Source organism: Corynebacterium parakroppenstedtii, assembly GCF_019754935.1.
GTDB classification, from domain to species: Bacteria; Actinomycetota; Actinomycetes; order Mycobacteriales; family Mycobacteriaceae; genus Corynebacterium; species Corynebacterium parakroppenstedtii.
Window position 1 is genome coordinate 180,811 of sequence record NZ_JAGSOA010000001.1, and the last position, 24,430, is coordinate 205,240.

Annotated in this window: 21 protein-coding genes; 3 read left to right on the forward strand and 18 right to left on the reverse strand. The window is 54.9% G+C overall.

What is annotated here, in order from left to right:
* The 15 genes from aroB to aspS all read right to left on the reverse strand — a co-directional run bounded on the left by aroB (position 1) and on the right by aspS (position 18,057).
* Positions 1 to 1,191, reverse strand: coding sequence for a 3-dehydroquinate synthase (aroB, locus tag KCQ76_RS00765; protein ID WP_046205188.1), 1,191 nt, complete (start codon positions 1,189 to 1,191; stop codon positions 1 to 3).
* Positions 1,188 to 1,763: a shikimate kinase gene (locus tag KCQ76_RS00770; RefSeq protein WP_046202272.1), complete on the reverse strand. Its 576-nt coding sequence runs from the start codon at positions 1,761 to 1,763 to the stop codon at positions 1,188 to 1,190. The genes aroB and KCQ76_RS00770 overlap by 4 nt, the downstream gene beginning before the upstream one ends.
* Entirely contained in the window at positions 1,764 to 2,984 is a 1,221-nt protein-coding gene (gene aroC, locus KCQ76_RS00775) for a chorismate synthase (protein ID WP_046202271.1), read from the reverse strand. It lies immediately after the preceding gene.
* A 138-nt stretch (positions 2,985 to 3,122) separates the two neighbouring features.
* Positions 3,123 to 3,629 (reverse strand): prepilin peptidase, encoded by a 507-nt coding sequence (locus KCQ76_RS00780; protein ID WP_046202270.1) that lies wholly within the window; start codon positions 3,627 to 3,629, stop codon positions 3,123 to 3,125.
* Between the two features lie 119 nt (positions 3,630 to 3,748).
* Positions 3,749 to 4,729, reverse strand: a complete 981-nt coding sequence (locus KCQ76_RS00785; RefSeq protein WP_082089838.1) for a shikimate dehydrogenase — start codon at positions 4,727 to 4,729, stop codon at positions 3,749 to 3,751.
* A complete protein-coding gene (gene mltG / locus KCQ76_RS00790; protein WP_046202269.1) occupies positions 4,719 to 5,885 on the reverse strand; it encodes an endolytic transglycosylase MltG in 1,167 nt (388 codons plus the stop codon). The genes KCQ76_RS00785 and mltG overlap by 11 nt, the downstream gene beginning before the upstream one ends.
* Positions 5,886 to 6,044: 159 nt before the next feature.
* A complete protein-coding gene (gene ruvX / locus KCQ76_RS00795; RefSeq protein WP_046202268.1) occupies positions 6,045 to 6,569 on the reverse strand; it encodes a Holliday junction resolvase RuvX in 525 nt (174 codons plus the stop codon).
* Positions 6,547 to 9,207, reverse strand: coding sequence for an alanine--tRNA ligase (alaS, locus tag KCQ76_RS00800; protein WP_046202267.1), 2,661 nt, complete (start codon positions 9,205 to 9,207; stop codon positions 6,547 to 6,549). Before alaS ends, ruvX begins: the two co-directional genes overlap by 23 nt.
* A 313-nt stretch (positions 9,208 to 9,520) precedes the next feature.
* Positions 9,521 to 10,600: a glycine betaine ABC transporter substrate-binding protein gene (locus tag KCQ76_RS00805; protein ID WP_231725283.1), complete on the reverse strand. Its 1,080-nt coding sequence runs from the start codon at positions 10,598 to 10,600 to the stop codon at positions 9,521 to 9,523.
* Complete coding sequence (locus KCQ76_RS00810) at positions 10,597 to 11,448, reverse strand: ABC transporter permease (RefSeq protein WP_200895291.1); 852 nt, start codon at positions 11,446 to 11,448, stop codon at positions 10,597 to 10,599. The genes KCQ76_RS00805 and KCQ76_RS00810 overlap by 4 nt, the downstream gene beginning before the upstream one ends.
* The gene (locus KCQ76_RS00815; protein WP_046202266.1) at positions 11,441 to 12,703 is read right to left on the reverse strand and encodes an ABC transporter ATP-binding protein; all 1,263 of its coding nucleotides are present in this window, start codon (positions 12,701 to 12,703) and stop codon (positions 11,441 to 11,443) included. The genes KCQ76_RS00810 and KCQ76_RS00815 overlap by 8 nt, the downstream gene beginning before the upstream one ends.
* A gap of 2 nt (positions 12,704 to 12,705) precedes the next feature.
* The gene (locus tag KCQ76_RS00820) at positions 12,706 to 13,347 is read right to left on the reverse strand and encodes an ABC transporter permease (protein ID WP_046202265.1); all 642 of its coding nucleotides are present in this window, start codon (positions 13,345 to 13,347) and stop codon (positions 12,706 to 12,708) included.
* 150 nt (positions 13,348 to 13,497) lie between these two features.
* Positions 13,498 to 14,880, reverse strand: a complete 1,383-nt coding sequence (locus KCQ76_RS00825) for a replication-associated recombination protein A (protein WP_046202264.1) — start codon at positions 14,878 to 14,880, stop codon at positions 13,498 to 13,500.
* A 19-nt stretch (positions 14,881 to 14,899) separates the two neighbouring features.
* Positions 14,900 to 16,177, reverse strand: a complete 1,278-nt coding sequence (locus KCQ76_RS00830; RefSeq protein WP_046202263.1) for a phosphotransferase family protein — start codon at positions 16,175 to 16,177, stop codon at positions 14,900 to 14,902.
* 86 nt (positions 16,178 to 16,263) lie between these two features.
* Positions 16,264 to 18,057, reverse strand: coding sequence for an aspartate--tRNA ligase (gene aspS, locus KCQ76_RS00835; RefSeq protein WP_046202262.1), 1,794 nt, complete (start codon positions 18,055 to 18,057; stop codon positions 16,264 to 16,266).
* Between the two features lie 162 nt (positions 18,058 to 18,219).
* Between aspS and ypfJ the strand changes: the two genes are divergently transcribed.
* Entirely contained in the window at positions 18,220 to 19,065 is an 846-nt protein-coding gene (gene ypfJ / locus KCQ76_RS00840; protein ID WP_012731655.1) for a KPN_02809 family neutral zinc metallopeptidase, read from the forward strand.
* Positions 19,066 to 19,132: 67 nt separating this feature from the next.
* Positions 19,133 to 20,593: an FAD-binding oxidoreductase gene (locus tag KCQ76_RS00845; RefSeq protein WP_082089837.1), complete on the forward strand. Its 1,461-nt coding sequence runs from the start codon at positions 19,133 to 19,135 to the stop codon at positions 20,591 to 20,593.
* Here KCQ76_RS00845 and hisS read toward each other — a convergent pair.
* Positions 20,582 to 21,862 carry a histidine--tRNA ligase gene (gene hisS / locus KCQ76_RS00850; RefSeq protein ID WP_046202261.1) on the reverse strand — a complete coding sequence of 427 codons (1,281 nt, stop codon included), beginning with the start codon at positions 21,860 to 21,862 and terminating at the stop codon, positions 20,582 to 20,584. The two genes, KCQ76_RS00845 and hisS, sit on opposite strands and share 12 nt — an antisense overlap.
* A gap of 90 nt (positions 21,863 to 21,952) precedes the next feature.
* Positions 21,953 to 22,666 (reverse strand): MBL fold metallo-hydrolase, encoded by a 714-nt coding sequence (locus KCQ76_RS00855; protein WP_082089836.1) that lies wholly within the window; start codon positions 22,664 to 22,666, stop codon positions 21,953 to 21,955.
* A gap of 134 nt (positions 22,667 to 22,800) precedes the next feature.
* On the opposite strand from KCQ76_RS00855, the gene KCQ76_RS00860 reads away from it, so the two are divergent.
* On the forward strand, positions 22,801 to 23,613 hold the full coding sequence (locus KCQ76_RS00860; protein ID WP_046202260.1) for a peptidylprolyl isomerase: 813 nt from the start codon (positions 22,801 to 22,803) through the stop codon (positions 23,611 to 23,613).
* Positions 23,614 to 23,762: 149 nt separating this feature from the next.
* On the opposite strand, the gene KCQ76_RS00865 is transcribed toward KCQ76_RS00860, so the two are convergent.
* A complete protein-coding gene (locus KCQ76_RS00865; protein ID WP_046202259.1) occupies positions 23,763 to 24,428 on the reverse strand; it encodes an MBL fold metallo-hydrolase in 666 nt (221 codons plus the stop codon).
* Positions 24,429 to 24,430 lie beyond the last annotated feature (2 nt).

Here is a 24,430-nt window from a genome sequence, read left to right on the forward strand (position 1 = left end):
CTACGACTCTCCCCTATCATTCATGCGCATAAAGGCAGTCTGAAGGTCTTCATAACTAGGCCCAGCTAGCCGGATAGGACGTGGAACCTGGCTGGAATTATCCCCAGCCGACAACCCACTACCCGTGTCAGAATCGAGGGAATCCGAATCATGGGAAGAAAGGATCACGAATCGGATGTTCCCGTCCCTGTTCTTCTTATCCATCTTCATCGCATCGATGAGATCATCGAGCGCGGCAGCATCATAGTGCGTAGGCAAGCCCAATGATTGAAGAATCGTTCGATGCTGCTGCACGACCGCTTCACTGAGGTGCCCTGTCACGCAGGCAAGTTCTGCCTCAAAACACATTCCCACCGCAACCGCATGACCATGAGGCCATGTGTAGTGCTCGACCTTCTCAATGGCATGTCCAAAAGTGTGCCCATAATTGAGAATCTCACGCAAGCTTGATTCTTTAAGATCTTGCGAAACAACCGACGCTTTAACAGCGATGCTTCTGCGAATTAACTCGGGCAAATCCCCGGCTACATCGAGACACCGATCGGGATCACGCTCATAGAGTTTGGTGATCTCCGGATCCGCAATAAACCCGGTTTTCACGATTTCGGCGCTGCCAGCGACGATCGCCTCACGAGGAAGATCGTTAATAAAGTCGAGATCAACAAATACAGCCGATGGCTCATGGAAAGCACCCACCAAGTTTTTCCCAGCTGGTGTATTAATACCTGTTTTCCCGCCGACGGCCGCATCGACCATTCCCAACACCGTGGTCGGTACTTGAATGACATCGATGCCGCGCATCCATGTCGCCGCCACGAATCCGCCGACATCAGTTGCCGCACCACCGCCCACGCTGATAATCGCGTCCCGTCGGCCCACGCCGTGCTTGGCGCACTCGTCCCAACGCCGAGTGACGACGTCGAAGGTTTTCCCTTGTTCAGCGTCGTCAATATCTACGAGAAAGGAGGATATATCGCGTGCCGCCAATGTATCGGCTATGCGATGGGCTGCGACGGCAACTGTGGGTTGGTGGATAATTCCGACTTTTGAGTAGGAATCTGCTGCAGCTCCGATTGAGCCTACGAGGTCATGGCCTATCACGACGTCATACGGTTTATTGCCGTTCACCGGGATTGTCCACGGTCCTGTACCGCTCGCCGTGTCGGTCGACTCGCGACTAGGTGTACTCATAGAAATTCCTCTACTGCAACAGCGGATTCGTCAGCGGTGTCGGGGATCATCGACCCCCGGGACTCACTGGTTTCAAGATAATTCAGAATGCTGGCGACGACTTTCTGGGGGCCACGGCGGTCACTCCGAATGCGAAGAGTCGCGACCTCCTCATAGAGGGGCCGACGTTGCTCATCCAAATCGCGATAGCGTTGCTCTGGGTCCTCTGACTGCAGCACGGGCCGAGTGAGGGAGCCGCGGGTGCGTCGATAACCTTCCTCTGCGGATACATCGAGGAACACGACTTCATGGCCGACGAGGCGCCGACGAGTCACCGGCGAGACGACTGCCCCTCCACCGAGCGCAACAATGCCTCCAGTGGTCAAGGCGTCGGCAATGACGTCCTCTTCCACTAGTCTGAATTGCTCTTCACCCAAATGATCATAAATACGGCCACATGTCATGCCGCCCCATCGTTGTTCGATGAGTTCATCGGAGTCAACGAGGTCGAGGCCAAGAGCACGGCTGAGCCGGCGTCCGATCGTGGACTTGCCTGCGCCAGGAAGACCAATCAATACAACTCGTGGTTTCATTCACTCTCCTAGCCCAGAGTCAAAGCTCAAGCGTTGACTAACCTGATGAAGATAGCTTTTAACATTGTGCTTGGTTTCCGCAAGGCTGTCACCGCCGAATTTATCCAAAGCGGCCTGTGTCAAGACAAGGGCTACCATTGCTTCCGCGACGACGCCGGCGGCAGGAACAGCACACACGTCGGAACGCTGATGGATAGCAGATGCTGCATCACCAGTCTCCATGTCAACGGTGGATAGCGCACGCGGAACTGTGGATATTGGTTTCATCGCTGCACGCACTCGCAGTGTTTCGCCATTTGTCATTCCGCCCTCGAGGCCACCGGCTCGGTTCGTCAGCCGTTTGACGTGTCCATCGTCGCGAACCATTTCATCGTGAGCCTCCGATCCACGCCGACGAGCTTCGGCGAATCCATCGCCTATCTCGACTCCCTTAATCGCCTGAATACTCATCAATGCGCCAGCGAGACGGGCGTCCAAACGAGTCCCCGCCGACACATGCGACCCCAATCCGATGGGGAGGCCCTCGACGATGACCTCAACGACGCCGCCTAGAGTATCCCCTGCTTTTTTGGCCGCCTTGATTTCATTGATCATGGATTCTTCAGCCCACGGGCTATAAGCACGGACAGGCGATTCGTCGATGCGTGTGAGATCGCTAAAGTGCGGCTGGGCTGAGTCATCAACCTCCGACGCACCAATACTGACGACGTGACTAAAGACTTCAACGCCAAATAGTTCACGGAGGAAAGAACGAGCAACGGTGGCGATAGCTACCCGGGCAGCAGTTTCCCGGGCAGAAGCGCGCTCCAAAATGTTCCTCGCGTCATGGGTCCCGTACTTTACCATGCCCGCGAAATCTGCGTGACCAGGACGTGGCCGAGTGAGTTGTGCTCCCCGGCCGGAGTTCATAGCTGCCTGGACATCTGGATCGTCACGGTCAATCGGATCTTGCGCCATGACGGTGGTCCACTTGGGCCATTCCGTATTGCCAATCACGATGGTGATAGGACTACCCAACGTGCGGCCGTGACGTACACCAGTGAGAAGTGTGACTTCATCTTGTTCAAATTTCATCCGTGCACCACGGCCGTACCCCAGACGACGTCGTGCTAGATGATAAGCCACGTCCTGTGTTGAGAGTGGGACGCCAGCAACCATGTTTTCCATTGTGGAGACAATCGCTTCACCATGCGATTCTCCGGCGGTGCTCCAACGCAACATACAGTCATTCTTCCACGTAGTAGCCATGTAAAGCTATCAGAATTCTAAATCTACAAGCTTGGGTTGTCAGAGGGACGATAACGGGTGCATCGTTCCTCGCGGGACCGACCCGGTCTGCCTGTATTGAATGTGACCGTTTTACATCATCCCAGTCATAGTGGCGACGACTATCCCACCCATCATCGCTGGAATGTGGGCTATTTCTGGTGGTCCATGGCGGTACACGGTGTACAGGCTGCATACGATCGAAATGATGTTGGCGCAGCCTATGGCCACAATGACCAGCAACACTCCCCCATGTGTGAGCCATGCTCCGCATGCCGCACCAACTAAAATATCTGCGCCACCAATTCCCGGCCGTCGAGAACCAAGGAATGCCCCCACGAGGGCAACAGAAGCGTAGAGACCTGACCAGATGGCAGAACAGCACAGTACGTCTGTCCACTCGTGAAAAAGCCAGGATTCTCCGGCAACGACCATCGCAGAACCGATCAGAGTTAGACGCCATGGGATGAGGCGATATCGGCAGTCGAACCACACTACCCCGAGCGCCCAGAGGATACTCGCCACAATGAAAGCGGTGACACAAATGTCATGGGGCGAGACGGGAAAGCCAAATAAGAGCGGATGCTCACTCTGTTGCATGGTCGCGATTTCATCACGATCAGGGAGGGCAGAGTGATTCTATTCGCGCTCACGAACACCGAAGTTGTGGATAAAACAAGCCTGTGGATAACTTCCGGTACTATCTCACCGGAATATCCTTAGCTCGCACTCCCCGGAGCGTCGAGAACTTCGACGGGTACCCCAGAGGCTTTTTCCAAAGCCTGTCGCATCGCCGCTTGAGGAGCTTGATGCCCGGTGAACTGCTCGAATTGGCTGAGTGATTGGTAAAAAAGCATCGTTGTTCCGCCGACGCACGGCGTTCCTACCGCGAGGCAGTGCGATATCAGTGGCGTCGGCCATGGACTGTAGATCACGTCGCATACCGCCGAAGCCTTCGCTAATAGCTCTACGTAGGGTTCTGCTGCCACCGATGGGACTGTTGACACCAGGACGTCGGCATTCGCACACGCCGTCTCCGAGTGTTCGAACAGCGTCCATGAAAAGTCGACACCCAGTTCTTCCGCTAGCGGACGGAGTTGTTCCGCGCGCGATGATCGAGCTACCACAGTGACGTTGGGGCATCCCAACTGAGCAAGAGCCCATAAAGCAGGCCGGGCGGTGCCACCGTTACCCACGATGACTGCATTCGTCGCCATCGCTGAATGGGAGTCGTTTTCGGAGGACGACGAAGTCTTGGCTGTGAGAAGCTCCTGAACGGCTCCTATTACGCCCTCACCATCGGTATTGTCTGCACGCCACTGAGTTGATCCAGAAACATCATCCGTTGACAGCGTGTCACTGCTTGCTGGTTTTATTTTCACCAGCGTATTGGCGGATCCGATGAGCTTCGCGCGTTGAGTAGCTTCGGTCGCAAAGTCGAGAGCTTCGAATTTGCCCGGCATGGTGACTGAGAAGCCCTCATACTCAGGGCCTAAAGAGTTGATCGTTTTTTCAAGTTCGCCCTTGGGACAACGGATACGTTCGTACGACCAATTCTCGAGGCCAGCCGCCCGAAAGCCGTTGCCATGGAGCACGGGCGAAAGAGAATGTTGGATAGGATCTCCCAGCACTGCGGCATAATGCCGATCGAGTCCTTCTCGACTGTCGCTTCCTTGTCCTTCTTCGGAACTAACGGGCACTGTCAAGCACTCCACTTTCTTGGGCTTTTTTAATCGCTGCCTCGTGATCGGAGAAATCGTGGCTGAACACGGTTGTCCCGTTCTTGTCGATCGTCACGAAGTACAGCCAGTCACCGTCGGCAGGTTTTTCCATCGCGTGCACCGCAGATAGCGATGGCGATGCGATGGGGGTCGCAGGCAATCCTTCCATTGCGTACGTGTTCCACGGAGTCTTTTTCTCACGGTCCTCGTTCGTCGTCGCGACCTCTTGCTCGTCCAACCCGTAGTTAACCGTCGAGTCGAACTCGAGTTTCATCGGTTTATCGAGGCGATTCTTAATAACTCGGGCAACCTTCGCAAAATCCTGCTGAGGCGCTTCACGCTCGACGAGTGACGCAGCCGTCAGTAGTTGATATTCCGACAGCCCCACGGTTTGCGCTGCTGATGATAATCCGGTGCCTTCGTATGCCTTGGCACCTTCGGTGACCAGTGTTTCGAGAATATCCGTAGGCGATGCAGTGGGGTCAAAAATGTGGACACCGGGGTTGATAAGCCCCTCCAACCGTTTGGAATCGTTTCCACGCGCCGACACTGCTTTGGACGCCCATGATGGAACGCCCAATTCCTCTAAACTGCTATTCGCCGCGGCTTTTTCAAGATCACTAGTAGAAACACAATCACTATCTTTAGAAACACATGCTTGTTTAGCAACTAAAGAAAAAATGCCTGCCCGCGTCTGTCCGCCGACAACATGAACATCGTGCAAGGTAGCCCCGGTCGGAATATCGACGACCCCTCGTCGAGCTTCGTCAGACATCAGCGCGTCGATAGCAGCTTGAGAGGACATTTTTTGATGCAGGACGTAATAGCCTTGCTGCAAGTTAACAGCATTGCCCTTGCTCTTTGCCGCATTCATCAACGAACGACGCGACGACACGATCTTCTTGTCCACCAACGTCGAGGACAGCGAGGAAATCGTGTCCCCTTCGTCCACTCTGACCAGGGCAGACGTTGAGTTTCCGTTCCCCGAAAAGTCGTCCTTGTCCCCTGCTACGTTGTGGTACACGACGTAAGTAATCACGCCGGCCAACAACACAGCTAATGCCACCGTCACGGCTATGGCGTTTTGTTTATGCCCAGCAAGATGACGGCGACGACGTGTTCGGCTCGATGGCACAAATTCTCCTAGCTCCGGGGACAGGGAAAATAGATACAGGACAAATAGGTAACTGTAGCCATTCCACTAAATCAGAGAGTGTGGACGTATTCAACTACCACAAATGCTCTCTGACTGTCGAAGAATTGCTACTTTTGGTGGGCGGTCAACGCCATTCCGCTAACGTCTCGGACGCTGATCTAACCAGGTCTGAAGGATCTCGACCGCCGCTGCCTGATCGATAACCGACCGCCCCTCTTTAACACTGATACCAGCGTCATGGAGGTTGGATTGGGCCATCACGGTAGTCATCCGTTCGTCGACATATCGAATCGGTACATCAACCCCGTCGCGTTCCAGTCGACGACGGACGCGGAAACCCACATCCTGAGCGTGTTTAACCGATGAGCCGGCGGATCCGTCCAACATCCTTGGCAATCCCACGATGACTTCAACCACCGAGTAGTCGTGCGCGAGCTGAACGATGGAATCAATGTCTTCGCCATCGGGCCCACGCCTTTTCGTCGTTCGCGCGACGGTAGAGACCGGCGTGGCAAGAATGCCATCGGGATCACTCACAGCAACGCCAATACGGACCGTGCCGACGTCCAAACCCAAGCGACGACCGAGGCCAGGATCATCCTCTCCTGGACGGTCAGGGACAATGTTTTTCACCAATAAATTATCCCTGCTTCTTAAGGTCATCGAGGACGGCATCCAGTGCGTGCGAGATGCCGGTGGCGTCACTACCCGAGCCCTGGGCCATATCGGGTTTTCCGCCGCCGCGACCATTGACTGATTGGCCGATCGTTTTCACGAGCGAGTTCGCGTTGATCCCGTTACCGGTTGCCTGTTCGTTCGCTGACACGACGAAGGGCACTTTATCGCCAGTAGAACTGATCAAAATGACGACTGCAGGCTCATTGCCTAACCGGTTTCGGACGTCTAGCGCCATCGGACGCAAATCCTTGGCCTCCACGTCCGACACGCTCTCCGCTACCACCGTCACGTTGTTGAGACGCTGGGCATGAGCCACGAACTCGTCCGCCTTAGATTGGAGAGCCTGCTGGTGGGCACGTGCAACAGCGCGTTCAGCGTCGTGAAGGCGAGCAGCTAACTGGTCGACGCGCTCAGGAACGTCATCGGCCGGTGCCTTGAGCGACGTCGCCACTGTGGTCAGCGTCGACTGCTGCTGAGCCAGGTAACGGAATGAATCCATACCTGTATAGGCCTCAATGCGGCGCGCACCGGATCCCACCGACGATTCGCCCAGAACAGCGATGGGGCCAACCTGTGATGCGTGGTCAACGTGCGTGCCACCGCAGAGTTCCATAGAGAACGGGCCACCAATTTCGACGACGCGAACCCAGTCACCGTAGCTTTGACCGAAGAGCGCCAGAGCCCCCATCTTCTTTGCCTCGTCGAGGGAGGTCTCGATGGTGTTGACGGTGTAGTCAGCGTCCACCGCGGAATTGGCGATGTCCTGAATATCTTTCAACTGGCCATCGGTAAGAGGACGATTGAAATTGAAATCGAACCGCAAGTAGCCAGGCTTGTTCATAGACCCTGCCTGGACCGCTGTCGGCCCCAACACCTGCCGCAGCGCAGCGTGAATCAGGTGCGTACCCGAATGGGCTTGGCGTGCAGCGTGCCGCCACTGGGGGTCAACTTTGCCCATCACTTTCATTCCGACGGCGATCTCGCCACCGCTTACTTCGGTCTTATGCACCCACAGTTTCTTGCCGATCTTCTGCACATCGTTGACCTTCAAGCGGGCACCGGCCGTCGATAGTTCTCCGTGATCGGCCATTTGCCCGCCGGACTCTGCATAGAAGGGAGTGCGATCAAGAATGACATCGACGTGGTCACCCTCAGTTGCTTTTTCAACGAGCTGACCATTGGACACCATCCCCAAGATGATTCCCTCATCTTCCAGGGTGTCATAGCCGGTAAAGACCGTCGCATGATTATCGACGAAGGGGCGATACACCGACAGGTTCGCGTGTCCATGTTTCTTCGCACGGTTATCGGCCTTAGCCCGGGCCTTCTGGTCCTGCATGTGACGATCAAAGGCGTCACGATCCAAGGTCAGCCCTTGTTCGTTAGCCATTTCGGCAGTCAGGTCGACGGGGAAACCGTGCGTATCGTGCAGGATAAAGGCGTCGGAACCGGGGAAAACAGATTCACCTCGGGCTTTGAGGTCCTGCGCGATGGTCGTGAAGAGCTTTTCGCCCGATTCCAGCGTCGCCAAGAATGCGCGTTCCTCGGCTACAGCGGTTGACCGAATGCGCTCCCAGCTGTCTTCGATCTCAGGGTACGACGGGGTCATGGTGCGACGGACGGTTTCCATAAACCGCTCCATGGTTTCGTGCGTCGCGCCCAAAAGACGAGCAGACCGAACGATTCGCCGCAGGAGGCGTCGCAAAATGTAGCCGCGTCCCTCGTTACTGGGGGCAACGCCATCGAGAATGAGCATCAATGCGGTACGGCAGTGATCGGCTATAACTCGGAATCGGACATCATCTGCGTGACGTGCCCCGTAGCGAGCTCCCGTCAGTTCTTCAGCAACATCAATAACTGGGCGAAGAAGGTCGGTCTCGTAGACGTTATCAACGCCCTGCAGGATGCAGGCGACTCGCTCGATACCTAAACCGGTATCAATGTTTTTCTTCGGGAGCGGCCCCAGAATTTCGAAATTCTCTTTGCCGGTCCCCTCGCCGCGCTCTTTTTCCATGAACACGAGGTTCCAGATTTCGATGTAGCGAGTGTCATCGACAACAGGACCGCCTTCTTTACCGTATTCCGGTCCGCGGTCGTAATAGATTTCGGAGCTGGGGCCACAAGGTCCGGGGATACCCATCGACCAATAGTTATCCGCCATACCCAGGCGCTGGATGCGCTCACGCGGAATACCTATCTTGTCGTGCCAAATGTCGCCGGCTTCGTCGTCATCCTGATAGATAGTGACCCACAACCGATCAGGATCAAGGCCGAACCCCCCGTCGTCAACTGAACTGGTGAGCAGCTCCCAGGCGTGGGTAATTGCGCCTTCCTTGAAGTAATTGCCGAAGGAGAAATTGCCCGCCATCTGGAAAAACGTGTTGTGACGTGTCGTGATACCAACTTCGTCGATATCCAATGTGCGAACACATTTCTGGATGGAGGTAGCCCTGTTAAACGGAGGGGTTTGTTGACCCAAGAAGTACGGCTTGAAGGGAACCATTCCCGCGTTAACAAAGAGCAGGTTCGGATCGTCCAGGATCAGCGACGCGCTGGGGACGGACGTGTGCCCAGCTTTAACAAAGTGTTCCGTGAACCGTTCCCTGATCTCGTGTGTGTACACGAACGAACCTCGCTTTATACATGGTGAAGCCCCACAGTCTATCGGCCGGCGTACGTCCCCCAGAGGGCGAAAGCCACGCAGCGCATGAGCGCCTAATGGTTAACATCCTCGGATGACCGTAGACCGACAGGTGCGGAGCTGAAGTTAACAAAATGGTCGGTAAACACTGTACCGTCTAGCCAACAGAGTACAGCGTGCCGCAGTACTAAGGACAACGGGCTTCGGACTATAAAGAACGGAATAGACCAAGTGCGTTAACCGACGGATCTCTGAGCCGGAATGCCCGCAGGATGTTTGGAAACTTGCGCTTGGTCTACTTCACGAAGCCCTCCTCGCGGAGCCAATCCCACGCTACCTCAGAGGGCTCATCGCCATCCACGTCGACTTTCGCGTTGAGATCTTGAAGAACATCATTGGTAAGTTTTTGTGCCACAGGCTCAAAGAGGGGTTCTAGCTGGGGATACTTCTTGATGAGGTCAGTGCGGAATACGGGAGCGACATTGTACTTGGGGAAGAAATGCTGATCGTCTTCCAGAGTTCGCAAGTTCAGCGCTTTAATACGACCATCCGTTGTGAAGACTTCACCAAAGTTGCATCCCCCACGATCAGTTGCGGAATAAATAGCGCCTGTATCCATCAATGAAATGTTGGACGAGGGTACTGGAGGAATCCCGTATTTCGCGAGCATCGGCTGGAAACCATCATTACGATTGGCAAATTCCGCCTCGAGGCAGAACGTTCTTTCGTTCAGCGGAAGATCCTTCAGCTGAGAAATCTTCGTGATATTGAGCTGCTTAGCTTTCCCCTGCCGTATTGCTAACCCATACGTATTGTTCATAGGAGCTGGCGGTAACCAAGTTAAGCCGTTCTTTCTATCAGCATCACGAACGGCAATGTACTGCTGGTGGCTATCCTCAATAGGATCATCGTGACCGAGATACGAGATCCATCCTGTGCCCGTGTATTCCCACTGCATGTCAATATTTCCGCGAAGCATCGCAGATCGAGCACTATTTGATCCCGGAATATTGGTCAGATCGTCAACATGGGCACCCGCAGATTTAAGAAGTGTGACCGCAATTTTCCCCAATACAATTTGCTCAGTGAAGTTTTTGGATCCCACGGCGACATGGGCTCCATCAACAGACTTCCCCTCGACGGGACCCGCTAGCTCACCATTGTGGGTAAAACCTCCCGACGTGCCCAATCCGCACGCAGTTAGCGAACCGATTAAGAACACCGATAACACGGAAGCAACGATCGTGTACGCGGCCCTCCCCACTGAGTAAGTAACGCGCTCACCTTTAACCGGCCATCTTCCGCCGTCCGGGGTTCTTGTGCTAGATGGATGTACACCGAAGTTCTTTGAACGGTTGTGTGAACCGGATCTCATGATATTCCCTTCGGAGTCACTGCTATCTCAACTATTCGGCCGATCCAATCCACAAACAATGCCAACAATGCGACGAGTATTGCTCCGGAAACCAAGACGCGGTAACGGAATAAGACGATTCCTGATTGAATCAGAGCACCGAGCCCACCAGCGTCAATAAAGGTAGCGAAGGCTCCGACACCTACTAATAAGACCAATGCAGTGCGAACACCATTAAGAATGACAGAGGACGCCAGAGGAATTTCGATGCGCCACAGTATTTGCCACGGCGTCATTCCCATGCCCCGAGCGCTTTCAATAAGTTCTTTGTCGACGCCCTGGAGTCCGGCGATGGTATTCGCCAATACGGGGAGAAATGCATACAAAGATAGGGACAAGATAGCGACTGGAGTGCCGAAGCCCAACCACATCGCCAGGAACACGATCACACCGATAACAGGCGCCGATTGCCCCGCATTACCAATCCCGGTGACGATGGGAACTAAAAACTTCATGCGTTGTCGTGTGAGCACAATCCCCAGAGGCAGACCCACAGCGAGCACAATAATCGCCGAGATTACGACGATGCGAAGATGCTCAAGAGTTCGACGGCCAATCACTGACCACGCCAATTGCCGCATTTCCACATCCGTCAGCGTTGCGGTCGTCCGCCATATGAACCAGGCCCCGAACACCACGAGGATAAGGATGGGCGTCCCAAAGACAAGGAGCTTATCCTCCTTAGTCATCTGCAGATTGCGCATCTTGCTGGAGAGCCCACGACGTGGTGCGCGATGGGTATTGTGCGGTTGCTCTGGTTGACGGCTTCGTGCCGTGGACAAGTCTTGTTGGTCCGTCACTTTAGACATCGACATCACGTTCCGTGCCCGAGTTCCAGAGGATGGGTTTTGCCTCGTGATCCGGTCGTGTTTGCTGGTGGACATACTGATTAACTTTGTCGTAGTTAATAGTGCCGACGTACCGGTCGCGATCTGTCACCATCGCACCCCCATGGCTCGAGGACAGCATGGAGTCCAAGGCATTGTTGAGCGTAGATCGGAGGTCCACGACGGTTTGAAGTTTCACCGTTGGCGTCGGCACGTAGTCAAACCGTGAAATACCGTCGAGATAAACCCAGTCTTTGGGCCTTCCGCGTTCGTCGAGAATGACGACAGAATTCTCTCCAGCGCGCATTACCCGTTCGGTAACCTCATCGACTCGATCACCTATGTGGCATATTGGCGGTTGATCGAGTTGCATATCCGATACCCTAAGAAGCGCTAACTGCTTCAAACGAGATCCTGATCCTACGAAATCAGCGACAAAATCATTAGCCGGGGATGCCAAAATATTGTGGGGCGTGTCATATTGCTCAACAACCCCACCAACGTTAAAGATAACGATTTTGTCGCCTAGTTTGATTGCTTCATCAATGTCATGGGACACGCAGATGATCGTTTTGTGAAGATCTTCTTGAATAGAAAGAAGCTCATCTTGCAGGTGGTTTCGCGTGATCGGATCCACGGCCCCAAAAGGCTCATCCATCAAAATGACCGGAGGATCAGCGGCGAGACCACGAGCAACGCCCACACGTTGTTGCTGGCCACCAGAGAGTTCACGCGGGTAACGGTCCCGATAGACCGATGGGTCGAGGCCCACCATGTCTAAAAGCTCGTCCGTTCGAGCGCTGATATCACTCTTTTTCCACTTCAAAAGTCCAGGAACAAGCCCGACGTTATCCCCCACTGTGAGGTGTGGGAGAAGACTTCCGCCCTGAATAACGTAACCAATTTTTCGTCGAAGCTCGGTGGCATTTTTCTTGGTCACATCATCACCGTCGATAAAAATATGCCCCGACGTCGGTTCAATAAGCCGGTTAATCATTTTGAGAGAAGTGGTTTTCCCACAACCCGACGGCCCGACGAACATGACGGTATTACCGGCTTTAATCGTGAGATCTAAATGCGTGACAGCCGGCGTCTCTTGGCCCGGGAATTTTTTCTGTACGCCGTCGAGCACAATATCGACGCCTGATCGGCCTGAGGTTTCGCCGACAGGGTTTGATCCTTGTCTCGTGTGTCCCGAGTCCTGGGTCCGGTGATGATGGGTATTTAATGATGACATTTTTACCTTCTCAAGCCTTGCGGGATTGTGAGCCGGCCGAATCCAATAAGCGCAAAATCAACAATGAGTGCGACGATAACAACGCCGACTGTTCCGACTACCGCGTAGTTCACAGCGTTCGCGCCGCCAATTTGGCTCAATCCGGTGTAGATATAGCCACCAAGACCAGGCCCTAGTGCATAGGCAGCAATAGCGGCCACCCCCATGGACATTTGAGCCGACACACGAATACCCGTCATAATGACTGGCCAGGCGATAGGTAACTTTACTTTGGTTAAAATTCCAAATGAGCTCATACCTTGCCCGCGGGCAGCCTCAACTAACGTCGGACTAACTCCATCTAAACCGACCACCGCATTTCGAAGAATCGGTAACGCGGCATAAAAACACACGACGACGATAGACGGTAGAGTCCCAATTCCAACTATTGGAATTAGCATTCCCAAAAGAGCGAATGATGGAATTGTGAGCCCGATAGCAGAAATAGCATTGGCAATAGGCGCTAGTGTGCGGAAAGACGTGACAATAACTGCCAAAATTAAAGCGATAATGGAAGCGATAATCAGCGACTGGATAACGAGACTTCCATGTTGGTAGCACCGGAAAAGAATGTCTTGCCACCGCGCAGAAATAAATTCCGCCATGCTGTGGTCAACTCCTCGATGGCCAGGCCTTCGCAATGGCCATCAATCGTTAGAAGTACGTAGTGACCACTATAGGCCCCAGCAAAGCATTCTGCAGAGTATCGAAAAAGAACAGTAAATGAATTTTTCGTGCGTCGAAAAATTCAACAGTTACGAATTTTTTCCTCTCACAATTTTTTCGATGGCCTCGAGACGCGATTGTAAGGCTCGCTCTTCGCCATGTGCAGTAGGCACGTAATAGTGCTGGTCTACCACCTCATCCGGCGGATATTGCTGTGTGACCACGCCACGAGGATCATCATGCGGATACACATACCCAACAGCGCTACCGATACGCTTCGCACCCTCATAATGACCATCACGCAAGTGTCGGGGGATCGCTCCAGCCTTCCCCTTCCTGACATCCTTGATCGCTGAGTCAATGGCCACAATCACCGCATTTGATTTCGCAGCGGTAGCAAGGTGGATGGTCGCTTGGGCAAGCGTGATACGCGCTTCAGGCATGCCGATCATTGATACCGCGTGCATCGCCGCGACGGCAGTCTGAAGGGCACTGGTGTCCGCCATCCCGATATCTTCACTCGCAAGAATGACGAGCCGGCGCGCTATAAACCGTGGGTCCTCCCCCGCTTCCACCATCCGCGCCAGATAGTGCAAAGCAGCATCAACGTCAGATCCACGAATTGACTTAATGAAGGCACTAATCACGTCATAGTGTTGGTCACCATCACGGTCATATTTCACCAGCGCGCGATCAACATTATTGGCGACGATCTCCGGCGTTATGGTCTCGCCATCGTCCAGTGACTGTGCTGACGCCTCCACATAGGTCAGCGCACGTCGAGCGTCGCCGCCTGCCATCGCGACAATCGAGTTCACAGCGTCGTCGTCGATACGAATTCTTCCAGCGAGCCCTCGCTGTGATGAGATAGAGCGTTGAATGACCGTGCGTATAGCCTCGTCATCCAGGGGCTCCAGCTGAACAAGTAATGACCGTGAGAGCAATGGCCCGACGACTGCGAAATTCGGGTTCTCAGTTGTCGCAGCAACAAGCAGCACGGTTCGGTTTTCGACGGCCGCGAGAAGCGCATCCTGCTGGGTTTTCGAAAACCTATGGACCTCGTCAATAAAAAGGACGGTCTGGACGCCGTCGATAAGGGCTTGACGAGCCTCCTTGAGAACGCTCCGAATCTCTTTGACTCCAGAACTCAGAGCGGAGAGCACCCGGAAGCGACGCCCCGTCGTGGAGGAAACAAGGGACGCGATCGTCGTTTTACCGGTCCCCGGTGGTCCAAAGAGGATCACCGACGAATCCCCTGCCCCTTCGACGAGGCGGCGTAATGGCGAACCCTGCCCAAGAACGTGCTCTTGGCCGACCACCTCATCCAAGTTACGCGGCCGCATACGCACTGCTAGAGGCGCCGACGACCCGGGATGAAAATAGTCCGCCGACGAATCCGTTGAGGAAGAAGAAGTCTCGAGCGGGTTGCCGAACAATCCGGACTGACCCGAGTTCGTGTCATCATCCGTCATATATGGGGTTCCTCATAAGTTACGAGCCGGAGCGCTCCAGATTTTTCACTGCCGTACAGACCTCTCGACTGAACGCTGAGACTGCGGGGAATCTGGGATCCTGGCCGCGCTCGGCTAAAGCTCCGAGAGCTTCGAACGTCTGAATAATGTCGCGACGAATGATTAATTGATCTCGCGTTCGCGCGCGACCATGGAGGATATGCTGTCCCCTAAAGTCAATGGACCGGTCCAGATCCGAATCCCCAGAGTCCTTCGTGCCGACGGTTCCACCGGCAGATGCGTTGTCTTCGCCGCTATCAGTGGTGAACCGTACCTTATCGATCAGCGCGGTGAGCCCTCCAGCTTCCAAGATGGCTAGTGACAGAAGCGACCACCCAACCAGGGCGGTGACTATTCTCGCCCGCAAGCGTTCATCGTTGAGGACATTAGGCCACATTCCGCTCACTTCGTGACGCCACGCATCAACGAACTTACGGCTGAGTTCTCCGTTAAGAGCAGTCCCCTCGGCGTATTGAGGGAAGCCAGCGATAACGCACGCAACGTCGAAGGTGACATCGCGGAATCCGGCCCACTCAAAGTCGAGATACGTGATCCTGTGGTTACCACACAGAATGTTGTCGGGTGAAAGGTCGAAGGGAGTAAAGGCCCTGTGCTGCCCCGACGCCAACCGTCGTGATGAATCGGCAGCAAAGTCTGACACCTCGGCCGGAACAGAAACGCCGAGCTTTCCCACCATGCTTAATCCGTAGTCAATCGCGTCAGTAAGAACACGTCCACGAGCGACGACTAACTCACGGCCGGCTTTTGCTCGGGACATCATGCGGCGGAGTAGCGTTGCGAAATCGTCTTCGGCTCCAGCGGTTGCACGATGCATGCGTCCCAAGGATGTGCCGAGCCGCCTCACCAACTTCGCTTTATCGTCGTCAGAGCTGGTGTTCCACACCTCGATCAGATTGTCGACGGAACCAGCGTCTGTAGTGACCATCAACCGTTTATCCAGGTCATATGCCAACATGACCGGACCAGGGCGAGATTCGTTCGCCAGCGAATTGGTGAATTGATAGGCGACGATCTCACGAATGAGTGCTGGATCAGGGCCGCTCAGCGACTCTGGCGGCAGTTGCTTAATGATCACTGTTCGTTCATGCAAGAACGGGTTAGTGGCGACGCGCGCACGCAAGACTAACGCAGACCCTGACCCTCCTAGATCCTCTGGATCGGATAGGTGGGGTTGGCCGCCAAGCCTGTTACCCAATAAGTCAGAGGCTGCGCTCATGACCGCATCAGTGGATAGCACTGTGTGCCACTACTCCTTGTCTACGCCGGGACATTCCCGTTCCATCACGTACAGTAAACCCGCCGAAACGCTGTTCGCATGGAAAATCAGTTCTTCGTTTCTTTCTTCTTCGGTTTAGCGTCGATGCCTGATTCTTTGCGCTGCTCAGGAGTGATGGGCGCTGGTGCATCAGTGAGAGGATCGACGCCACCACCGGACTTCGGGAATGCAATGACATCGCGAATGGACTCGAAGCCACCCAACAGGGAGACTATACGGTCCCATCCGAAGGCGATACCACCGTGCGGCGGTGCACCGAACTTCATTGCCTCAAGGAGGAATCCGAACTTCTCCTGTGCTTCTTCGTCCGAAATACCCATGACATTGAACACACGCTGCTGCACGTCCGAGCGGTGAATACGGATTGAGCCGCCACCGATCTCGTTTCCGTTGCACACGATGTCGTAGGCGTAGGACAGTGCAGACCCAGGATCTTTATCGAAGGAGTCCATGCACTCTGGCTTCGGGGACGTGAAGGCGTGGTGGACGGCGGTCCATGCGGAGTGTCCTAAGGCCACGTCGCCCTCTGCCGTCGCGTCAGCTGCCGGCTCAAAGAGCGGAGCATCAACAACCCAGGTAAATGCCCAATCGCCTTCCTTAATGAGACCCAGCTTCCGGGCAACTTCACCGCGGGCTGCGCCTAACAAAGCACGAGATGATTTAGCATCTCCGGCCGCGAAGAAAATGCAATCGCCAGGCTTGGCTCCGACATGGTCAGCGATACCTTCGCGTTCAGCGTCGGTAATGTTCTTTGCGACGGGGCCGGAGAGTTGGCCGTCGTCGCCAACGAGAATATAAGCCAAGCCTTTGGCGCCGCGCTGCTTTGCCCAGTCCTGCCAGGCGTCCAGCTGACGTCGCGGCTGGGAGGCTCCGCCCTCCATGACGATTGCGCCAACGTAGGGGTTCTGGAAGACACGGAATGTGGTGTTAGCGAAGAACTCCGTGCACTCAACAATCTTGATGTCGAACCGGAGGTCAGGCTTGTCCGACCCGTAGTACTTCATGGCGTCGGCGTAGGTCATGCGGGGGATCGGAGTCGGAATGTCGTACCCGATCTCTTTCCAAATGGCGGTGAGGATTTCCTCGGCGACGCTAATGACATCGTCTTGGTCGACGAAGCTCATCTCGACGTCGAGCTGCGTGAACTCAGGCTGACGATCAGCGCGGAAATCTTCGTCGCGGTAGCAGCGTGCAATCTGGAAATACCGTTCCATGCCGCCAACCATCAGCAGCTGCTTAAACAGCTGAGGAGACTGCGGAAGAGCATAGAACGAGCCCGGACGTAAACGAGCCGGAACGAGGAAGTCACGAGCACCTTCCGGCGTCGACCGCGTCAACGTAGGAGTTTCGATTTCATGGAAGTCGTGCTTCAGGAGCACTGACCTCGCAGCCTGGTTGACATTCGAACGGAGAACCAAGGCATCATGCTGGGTTTTCCGTCGAAGATCCAGGTAGCGGTATTTGAGGCGAGTTTCCTCACCAACCTCTCCGGACGATGACTGATCATCAATCTGGAAAGGCAAAGCCTCCGACGCGTTCAAAATGGTCAACTCATTGACGTTTAACTCGATGGCGCCAGAGTCCAGGTTAGGATTCTCGGAGCCCTCGGGACGAGCGTCGACGACACCCGTCACCCGGATGCAGTACTCGCTGCGAAGGTGGTGCGCCTGTGCAGCAACATCAGAATCGCGGAAAACAACCTGCGCCAGACCCGATCGATCGCGTAAGTCAATGAAAATCACGCCACCGTGATCACGACGGCGAGCGACCCAACCACTCAATGTCACGGTCTGGCCTACATGGTGAGAACGAAGTTCACCGGCAAGGTGTGTGCGATGCACAGGGCAGTCCTTCCAAAATATCCTGAGAGATCTATCACTAGAGTGAGGCGATACCACCTATAAACGGTTGTTGGCACACTCGGCCCCTCACTCTACCCGATACCCGATCCTATTTGGCGTCCGGCTCTCTACTTCTGTGCAGCATTTGGCAGAATATGAGATGTGACGTTTAAGAATGATTTTCAGGCCTCGGGCTCGCGCGCTTCCCACGGTGGTGGACGGATCGCTGCAGGTGGTGGCATAGGCTCCATCGTTATAGTCGGCTTATACCTCCTACTTGGTGGAAATCCGGCTGATCTCATTAATAGCAGTGGTGGGGGTGGACATGACCAAGCGAACCGCGAGGAATGTAAATCTGGTGCTGACGCGAACAAATATGATCACTGCCGCGTCGAGTACACAGGCATTTCCCTGGACCGGGTTTGGAGCAGGATTTTGCCCGAACAGGCAAATATCGACTACACCAAGCCGGGCTTAACCCTATTTTCTGGGTCAACCTCGACGGGGTGCGGGCAGGCTAGCTCCTCAACCGGCCCGTTCTACTGCCCGTCAGACTCCACAGCCTATTTTGATACGTCATTCTTCCAACAGCTGAAAGACATGGGCGGCTCCAACGGGCCTTTCGCGCAGGAGTACGTCGTTGCCCATGAATTTGGGCACCATATCCAAAACCTTCAGGGCACGCTGGGATTGAGCGACTACAACAACCCCGGAGAAGACTCCAACGCTGTCAAGATGGAGCTTCAGGCGGATTGTTACGCCGGAATATGGGCGAACCATGCTGCTCAAGGCGATGACGCGATCCTTGAACCACTCAGCGATGACCAAGTCCAGCAAGCAGTCACTACGGCCCAAGCCATTGGCGACGACGCCATCCAGAAACAATCAGGCCAGTCCGTCAACCCAGACCAGTGGACACACGGATCATCGGAAGAGCGTAAAAGTTCTTTCCTCAAGGGGTATAAGAACGGCACGATGAGCGCGTGTAAACAATCGTTTAACGAATAACACGGTGGCTGCTTTTATGCCCTCAACTACCGTCGAATACTGATTTATTAATCCTTAGGAGTTCACTATGCCCGTCCGTGTCCCGACCCCGCACTCGTCGGCTGACTCAGATTCACCAGAATCAGGTCGCGATAGGTTGGCTCGCGAACTTGCCATCCTTGTCGACGATTTTGACGGCACGATTACCTTTGACGACGATGTTATCGCTGCGCATTCCCACGACGAGGCTCCCCAACCGACAAGTGGTCGCGCCTTGGCCCTTGTGAGAGCCAGGAGCATCGCCGACGTCCAAGCTGTCGTCCGATTCGCATACGAACACGGCATCCCCGTCGTGCCTCAAGGAGCCCGAACTGGCTTAACCGGAGGGGCTAATGCTAAAGAAAACTGCATTCTGCTCTCAGTGAAGTCGATGGATCGCATCCTCGAAATTAGTGAACTCAACCAGACAGTCACGGTAGAGCCTGGCATTGTTAACCAGGACCTTAAAGATGCGCTCCGGCCGCACGGGCTACTGTATCCACCCGATCCGGGATCGGTGGGAATGTCCACCATCGGCGGAAATATTGCGACCAATGCGGGTGGAATGTGCTGCGTCAAATACGGAGTCACACGAGATTTCGTGCGTGAACTCAAAGTTGTCCTTCCCGACGGAACTCTGACTCGAGTTGGCCACAAAACTGCGAAAGGCGTTGCCGGCCTGGAGCTCGCTCAGCTTTTCGTCGGTTCAGAAGGAACCCTCGGAGTCATCGTCGAGGCCACCCTTCGACTAATCCCCCTACCACCTACTCCCTTGACCGCAGTGGCCACATTCGCCTCGGAGCGCGACGCTGCAGAAACGGTTGCCACCTACATGGGGGCTGGGTACCGCCCGTCCATGTTTGAGATGCTCGACGGTCTCACCATTTCTATGCTCAATGAGCTCGGGGATTTCGGTCTCGACGAAAATGTCGGCGCCATGCTGATCATGCAGTCTGATTCGACGACGGCGAAGGAAGACACCGAAGAATTCACAACGATTGCGGACAAACACAATGCCATCGACATTGCGTTTTCGGATAACCCCGCAGACAACGATGCTCTTGTTGCTGCTCGACGAATGGTTCATCCGGCCAACGAGCTGTACCAGCGGAATCACGGCGGCGGACAACTGATTGAGGATATATGTATTCCTCGCTCCTCCATGGCGGATTTCTTCGATGGTTTGGCCGCGATTCGGAAAAACACCGGGGTCGTCATTGCGGCCATTGCACATGCCGGCGACGGAAATACGCACCCGGCCTTATTCTTCGACGCCGATGATCAGGAATCCTGCGCTCGTGCCCAAGATGCGTTTGAGCAGATTATCCACCTCGGGTTATCCCTTGGAGGCACGATTACGGGTGAACATGGCGTCGGGGATCTTAAAAGCAAGTGGCTCCCCCATGAATTAGATGAGGGAGCGCAAAACCTGCACCTCGCTATCAAACAGGCGGTTGACCCGGATTCAATCATGAACCCCGGGGGCATGTACCACTATCTACGCCGATAACCGACCACGAATTTCCTGGACGACCTGATCAAGGGGGACGGCAGTTTGTTCGCCTTCGTGTAGGTCCTTGACCTGCACGATGGATTTGGCTAGCTCATCTTCCCCAATGACCAGGGCAAAACGCGCACCTGCGCGGTCAGCGGCTTTCATCGAACCTTTGAGCCCACGGTGCCCATAGGACATGTCCGCGCGCACTCCGGATTGACGGAGATCATTAATGATGACGGGCATGCGTCGGTGCGCCTCCTCCCCCATGGCCACCCCGTACACGTCCACTCGGCTCCCGTCGGTCACCGTCTTCTTCTCAGTTTCCAAGGCGAGAAGTGCGCGCTCCACGCCGAGTCCGAAGCCCACACCAGAGAGGTCACGGCCACCGAGTTCAGCCATCAGACCGTCGTACCGGCCTCCCCCGCCGATACCAGACTGGGCACCGAGGTCATCGTGGACAAATTCGAAGCATGTCTTCGTGTAATAGTCCAGGCCACGCACCATACGCGGATTGATCGTGTACGGAACCGACAGGTCATCCAAAATTCCGGTGACCGTCTCGAAATGTGCGCGAGCTTCGTCGGAAAGATAATCAAGCATGAGCGGTGCGTCGGCCGTCATTTCCTTAACTTCTGGACGCTTGTCATCCAGAACCCGGAGCGGATTAATCTGCGCACGGTGCTGTGTCTCTTCATCCAGAGGTAGCGACGTCAGGAAAGCCTGCAGTTTCTCCCGGTATACAGGACGGCAAGTGGAATCCCCCAATGACGTCAACTCCAGCCGGAATCCCGTCAGTCCCAAAGAAGTAAAACACCGATACGCAAGCGCAATGACCTCGGCGTCGAGGGCGGGATCATCAATACCAATGGCCTCAACACCGACTTGCTGGAACTGACGATACCGGCCGGCCTGTGGCCGCTCATAGCGGAAGCACGGTCCTGCATACACCAGCTTCGCGGGGAGCTGACCACGATCAAGTCCGTGCTCAATGACCGCCCGCATCACACCAGCTGTGCCTTCGGGACGGAGCGTCATCGAACGTCCGCCCCGGTCTTCGAACGTGTACATCTCTTTCGTGACGACGTCGCTGGACTCCCCAACTCCCCGAGCAAAGAGTGAAGTGTCCTCGAAGATTGGAAGCTCAACCGGCTCATACCCAGCTACCGTCGCGCAATGATGGAAAGTCGAGCGAACAGCGTTGAACTCGTGAGAATTCGGCGGAACATAATCAGGAACGCCTTTAGGAGCAGTGAATTTACGTGGCTTCGAGGATGTACTCACGGATTCACACTATAGCGAATAGGGGCAATCGGCTGGCCGACCGACGGCGACCCCGTTTTCTGTGACTGCCCCTCAACGAGGTGACAGTTTCTATAAGCCGCGGAGGAATGGGTTCTGCTGAAGCTCCTCCTCGATAGAGGTGCTTGGTCCATGCCCAGGAAGAATCATGGTCTTTTGCGGAAGCTTCTTAACGACGTCGGCCAGCGTCGATTTCATGGAATGCGGATTGGAGCCGGGCAAGTCCGTCCGGCCAATGCCACCGCGGAAGAGAACGTCACCTCCGAAACACGTCTCCCCCAGAAAAAGCATGGTCGATCCAGGAGAATGCCCAGGTGCGCCCACGACTGTGAGCATGCCGACGGCTGTCTCGAGGGTAGTCTGCCCGCCAATAGCGACTTCGGGATAGCTGCCACGCTGCGGATCGGTGACGGAGTCATCCATCCACGAAATGTCGTAATGCTCCACACGTTCAGGCTGTTCCATGTGGGCATGGTCAAGAATGCGATCAATGTCCCGAAAGGCGCCATCGCTGTCCTCGAGCATGAATACATCGGCCTCGTGAAGCCAAACCGGAACTGAAAAACGGTTGGCGATAATTCCCGCATCGCGGCTGTGATCCAGATGCCCGTGCGTCAAATACACTCCAGCCACGGTGAGGTCATGGTCGTCCATATACGATAAAACGGGCACATGGGCTCCGTGGCCTGGATCAATAACGATGGCCTCGTTGCCACGCGTACATATGTAGCAATTCGTGCTTAAGGCTCCCACTGTGGTCATGGTGATAGTCACGTCGTTAGTCATAAGACCATGGTAGGCATAGTAGGATGTCGGAGCGGGAAACTAGTCGCCGCCTATCACGTGCAATTATTATCACGTGCAACTATGGTTCTGCAGCCCCAACCGTCATTCACAAGACTGATAGAAAGTGATTGTTTGTGAGCACCAACAAAGAAAGGCGCGAGGAAGCCTTCTCAGCGCTAGAGAAAGAGCTGAAAAAGCGTAACCGTGTGGAGAAAGCACGGCCCCTCGGAGTCGTCGTCGCTACTGTCGTCATTCTCGTCGCAGTAGCTGGCGGGATTTATTGGGCAGCGACGTCTGGCGGTGACGACCATGATGATACAGCGGCATCTGCTGAAACAACTACCAACGGCGATTCGGTCACGTGTGACTACACCAAGGCGGACCAGCCTGATTCGAAACAAGCTGATCTCCCCAAGAGCGATAATGTGTCGAAAAAGGGAACAGTGAACGTCACCTTGCATACGAACCAGGGTGATATCCCTATCACCATGGATCGTTCCAAGTCCCCTTGCACGGTCAATGCGATTGAGTCTCTTGCTAAACAGGGGTTCTACAACGACACAGTGTGCCATCGGCTCACGACAGAGGGCATTTTCGTCCTTCAGTGCGGTGACCCCTCAGGCACGGGCAAAGGTGGCCCAGGTTTCACGTTCAAGGATGAATACCCTTCAAACTCTGTGTCCGACAGCGACAAGGAGGGGACATTTGACTACAAGCGCGGGACTCTAGCAATGGCGAACTCAGGAGAGGACACCAACGGATCTCAGTTCTTCCTTGTGTACAAGGATTCGCAGCTTCCCCCCAAGTACAACATTTTCGGTTCGATTTCCGACGACGGTCTGAAAACCATCGATGGTATTGCCGCCAAGGGCGCGAAGCCTCAGGATGAAAGCGGAAATACTGCCCCCAATGAAGAAGTCAAGATCACTAGTGCTGCGGTAAGTTAGCGCTTAAAGCTCCATCGCGATCGGGCTTCAGAATGCCGGCATCATCTTCGATGTCGGCATTTTCCATATATTCATATAACCAGTGCTGCGATACGAAAATGCCGCGTGACGGCATCTGATCAATGTGTCACGCGGCAGCACATCACCCGCTAGTATCCTCGTTCGATCCACTCCTCAAGATGCGGAGCTTCCTCACCGATCGACGTCGCATCACCGTGCCCCGTGTACACTTCCGTCCGCTCAGGCAGCGTCAAGATACGTGTCTTCAACGACTCGATAATCGTCGGGAACGATGAAAACGATCGTCCAGTCGCGCCGGGCCCACCGGCAAATAATGTGTCACCGGAAAGAAGGACATGTGCCTCGGGAAGGTACAAGCAGCACGACCCCGGTGAATGACCCGGAGTGTTAATGACCGACATCGCTGTGTCGGCGATGCTGAACTGTTCCCCATCTTCGAGGTCCTCATGAGCCACTCCGGGATGGGTTTGTTCCCACAACATCTGGTCACCGGGATGGACGAAGATCCGCGTGTCCAGTTTTTCCGCCAACTCTGGCGCGACCGTGATGTGATCGTTGTGCGCGTGGGTGCACACAATCCCTTTTACCGTGCGACCAGCGACGGCGTCGACGATCGGATCGGCCGTGTGGGCAGCGTCGATAATGATGCATTCAGAATCGTCACCGATGACCCAAATGTTGTTATCGACTTCCCACTCGCCACCGTCGAGTGCGAACACACCGTGCGTGACGACCCGGCTAATTTTCAGGCCCGATTCGCTCTGGCCTTCAGTTGTCAGTTTCCAGGAATCCATCG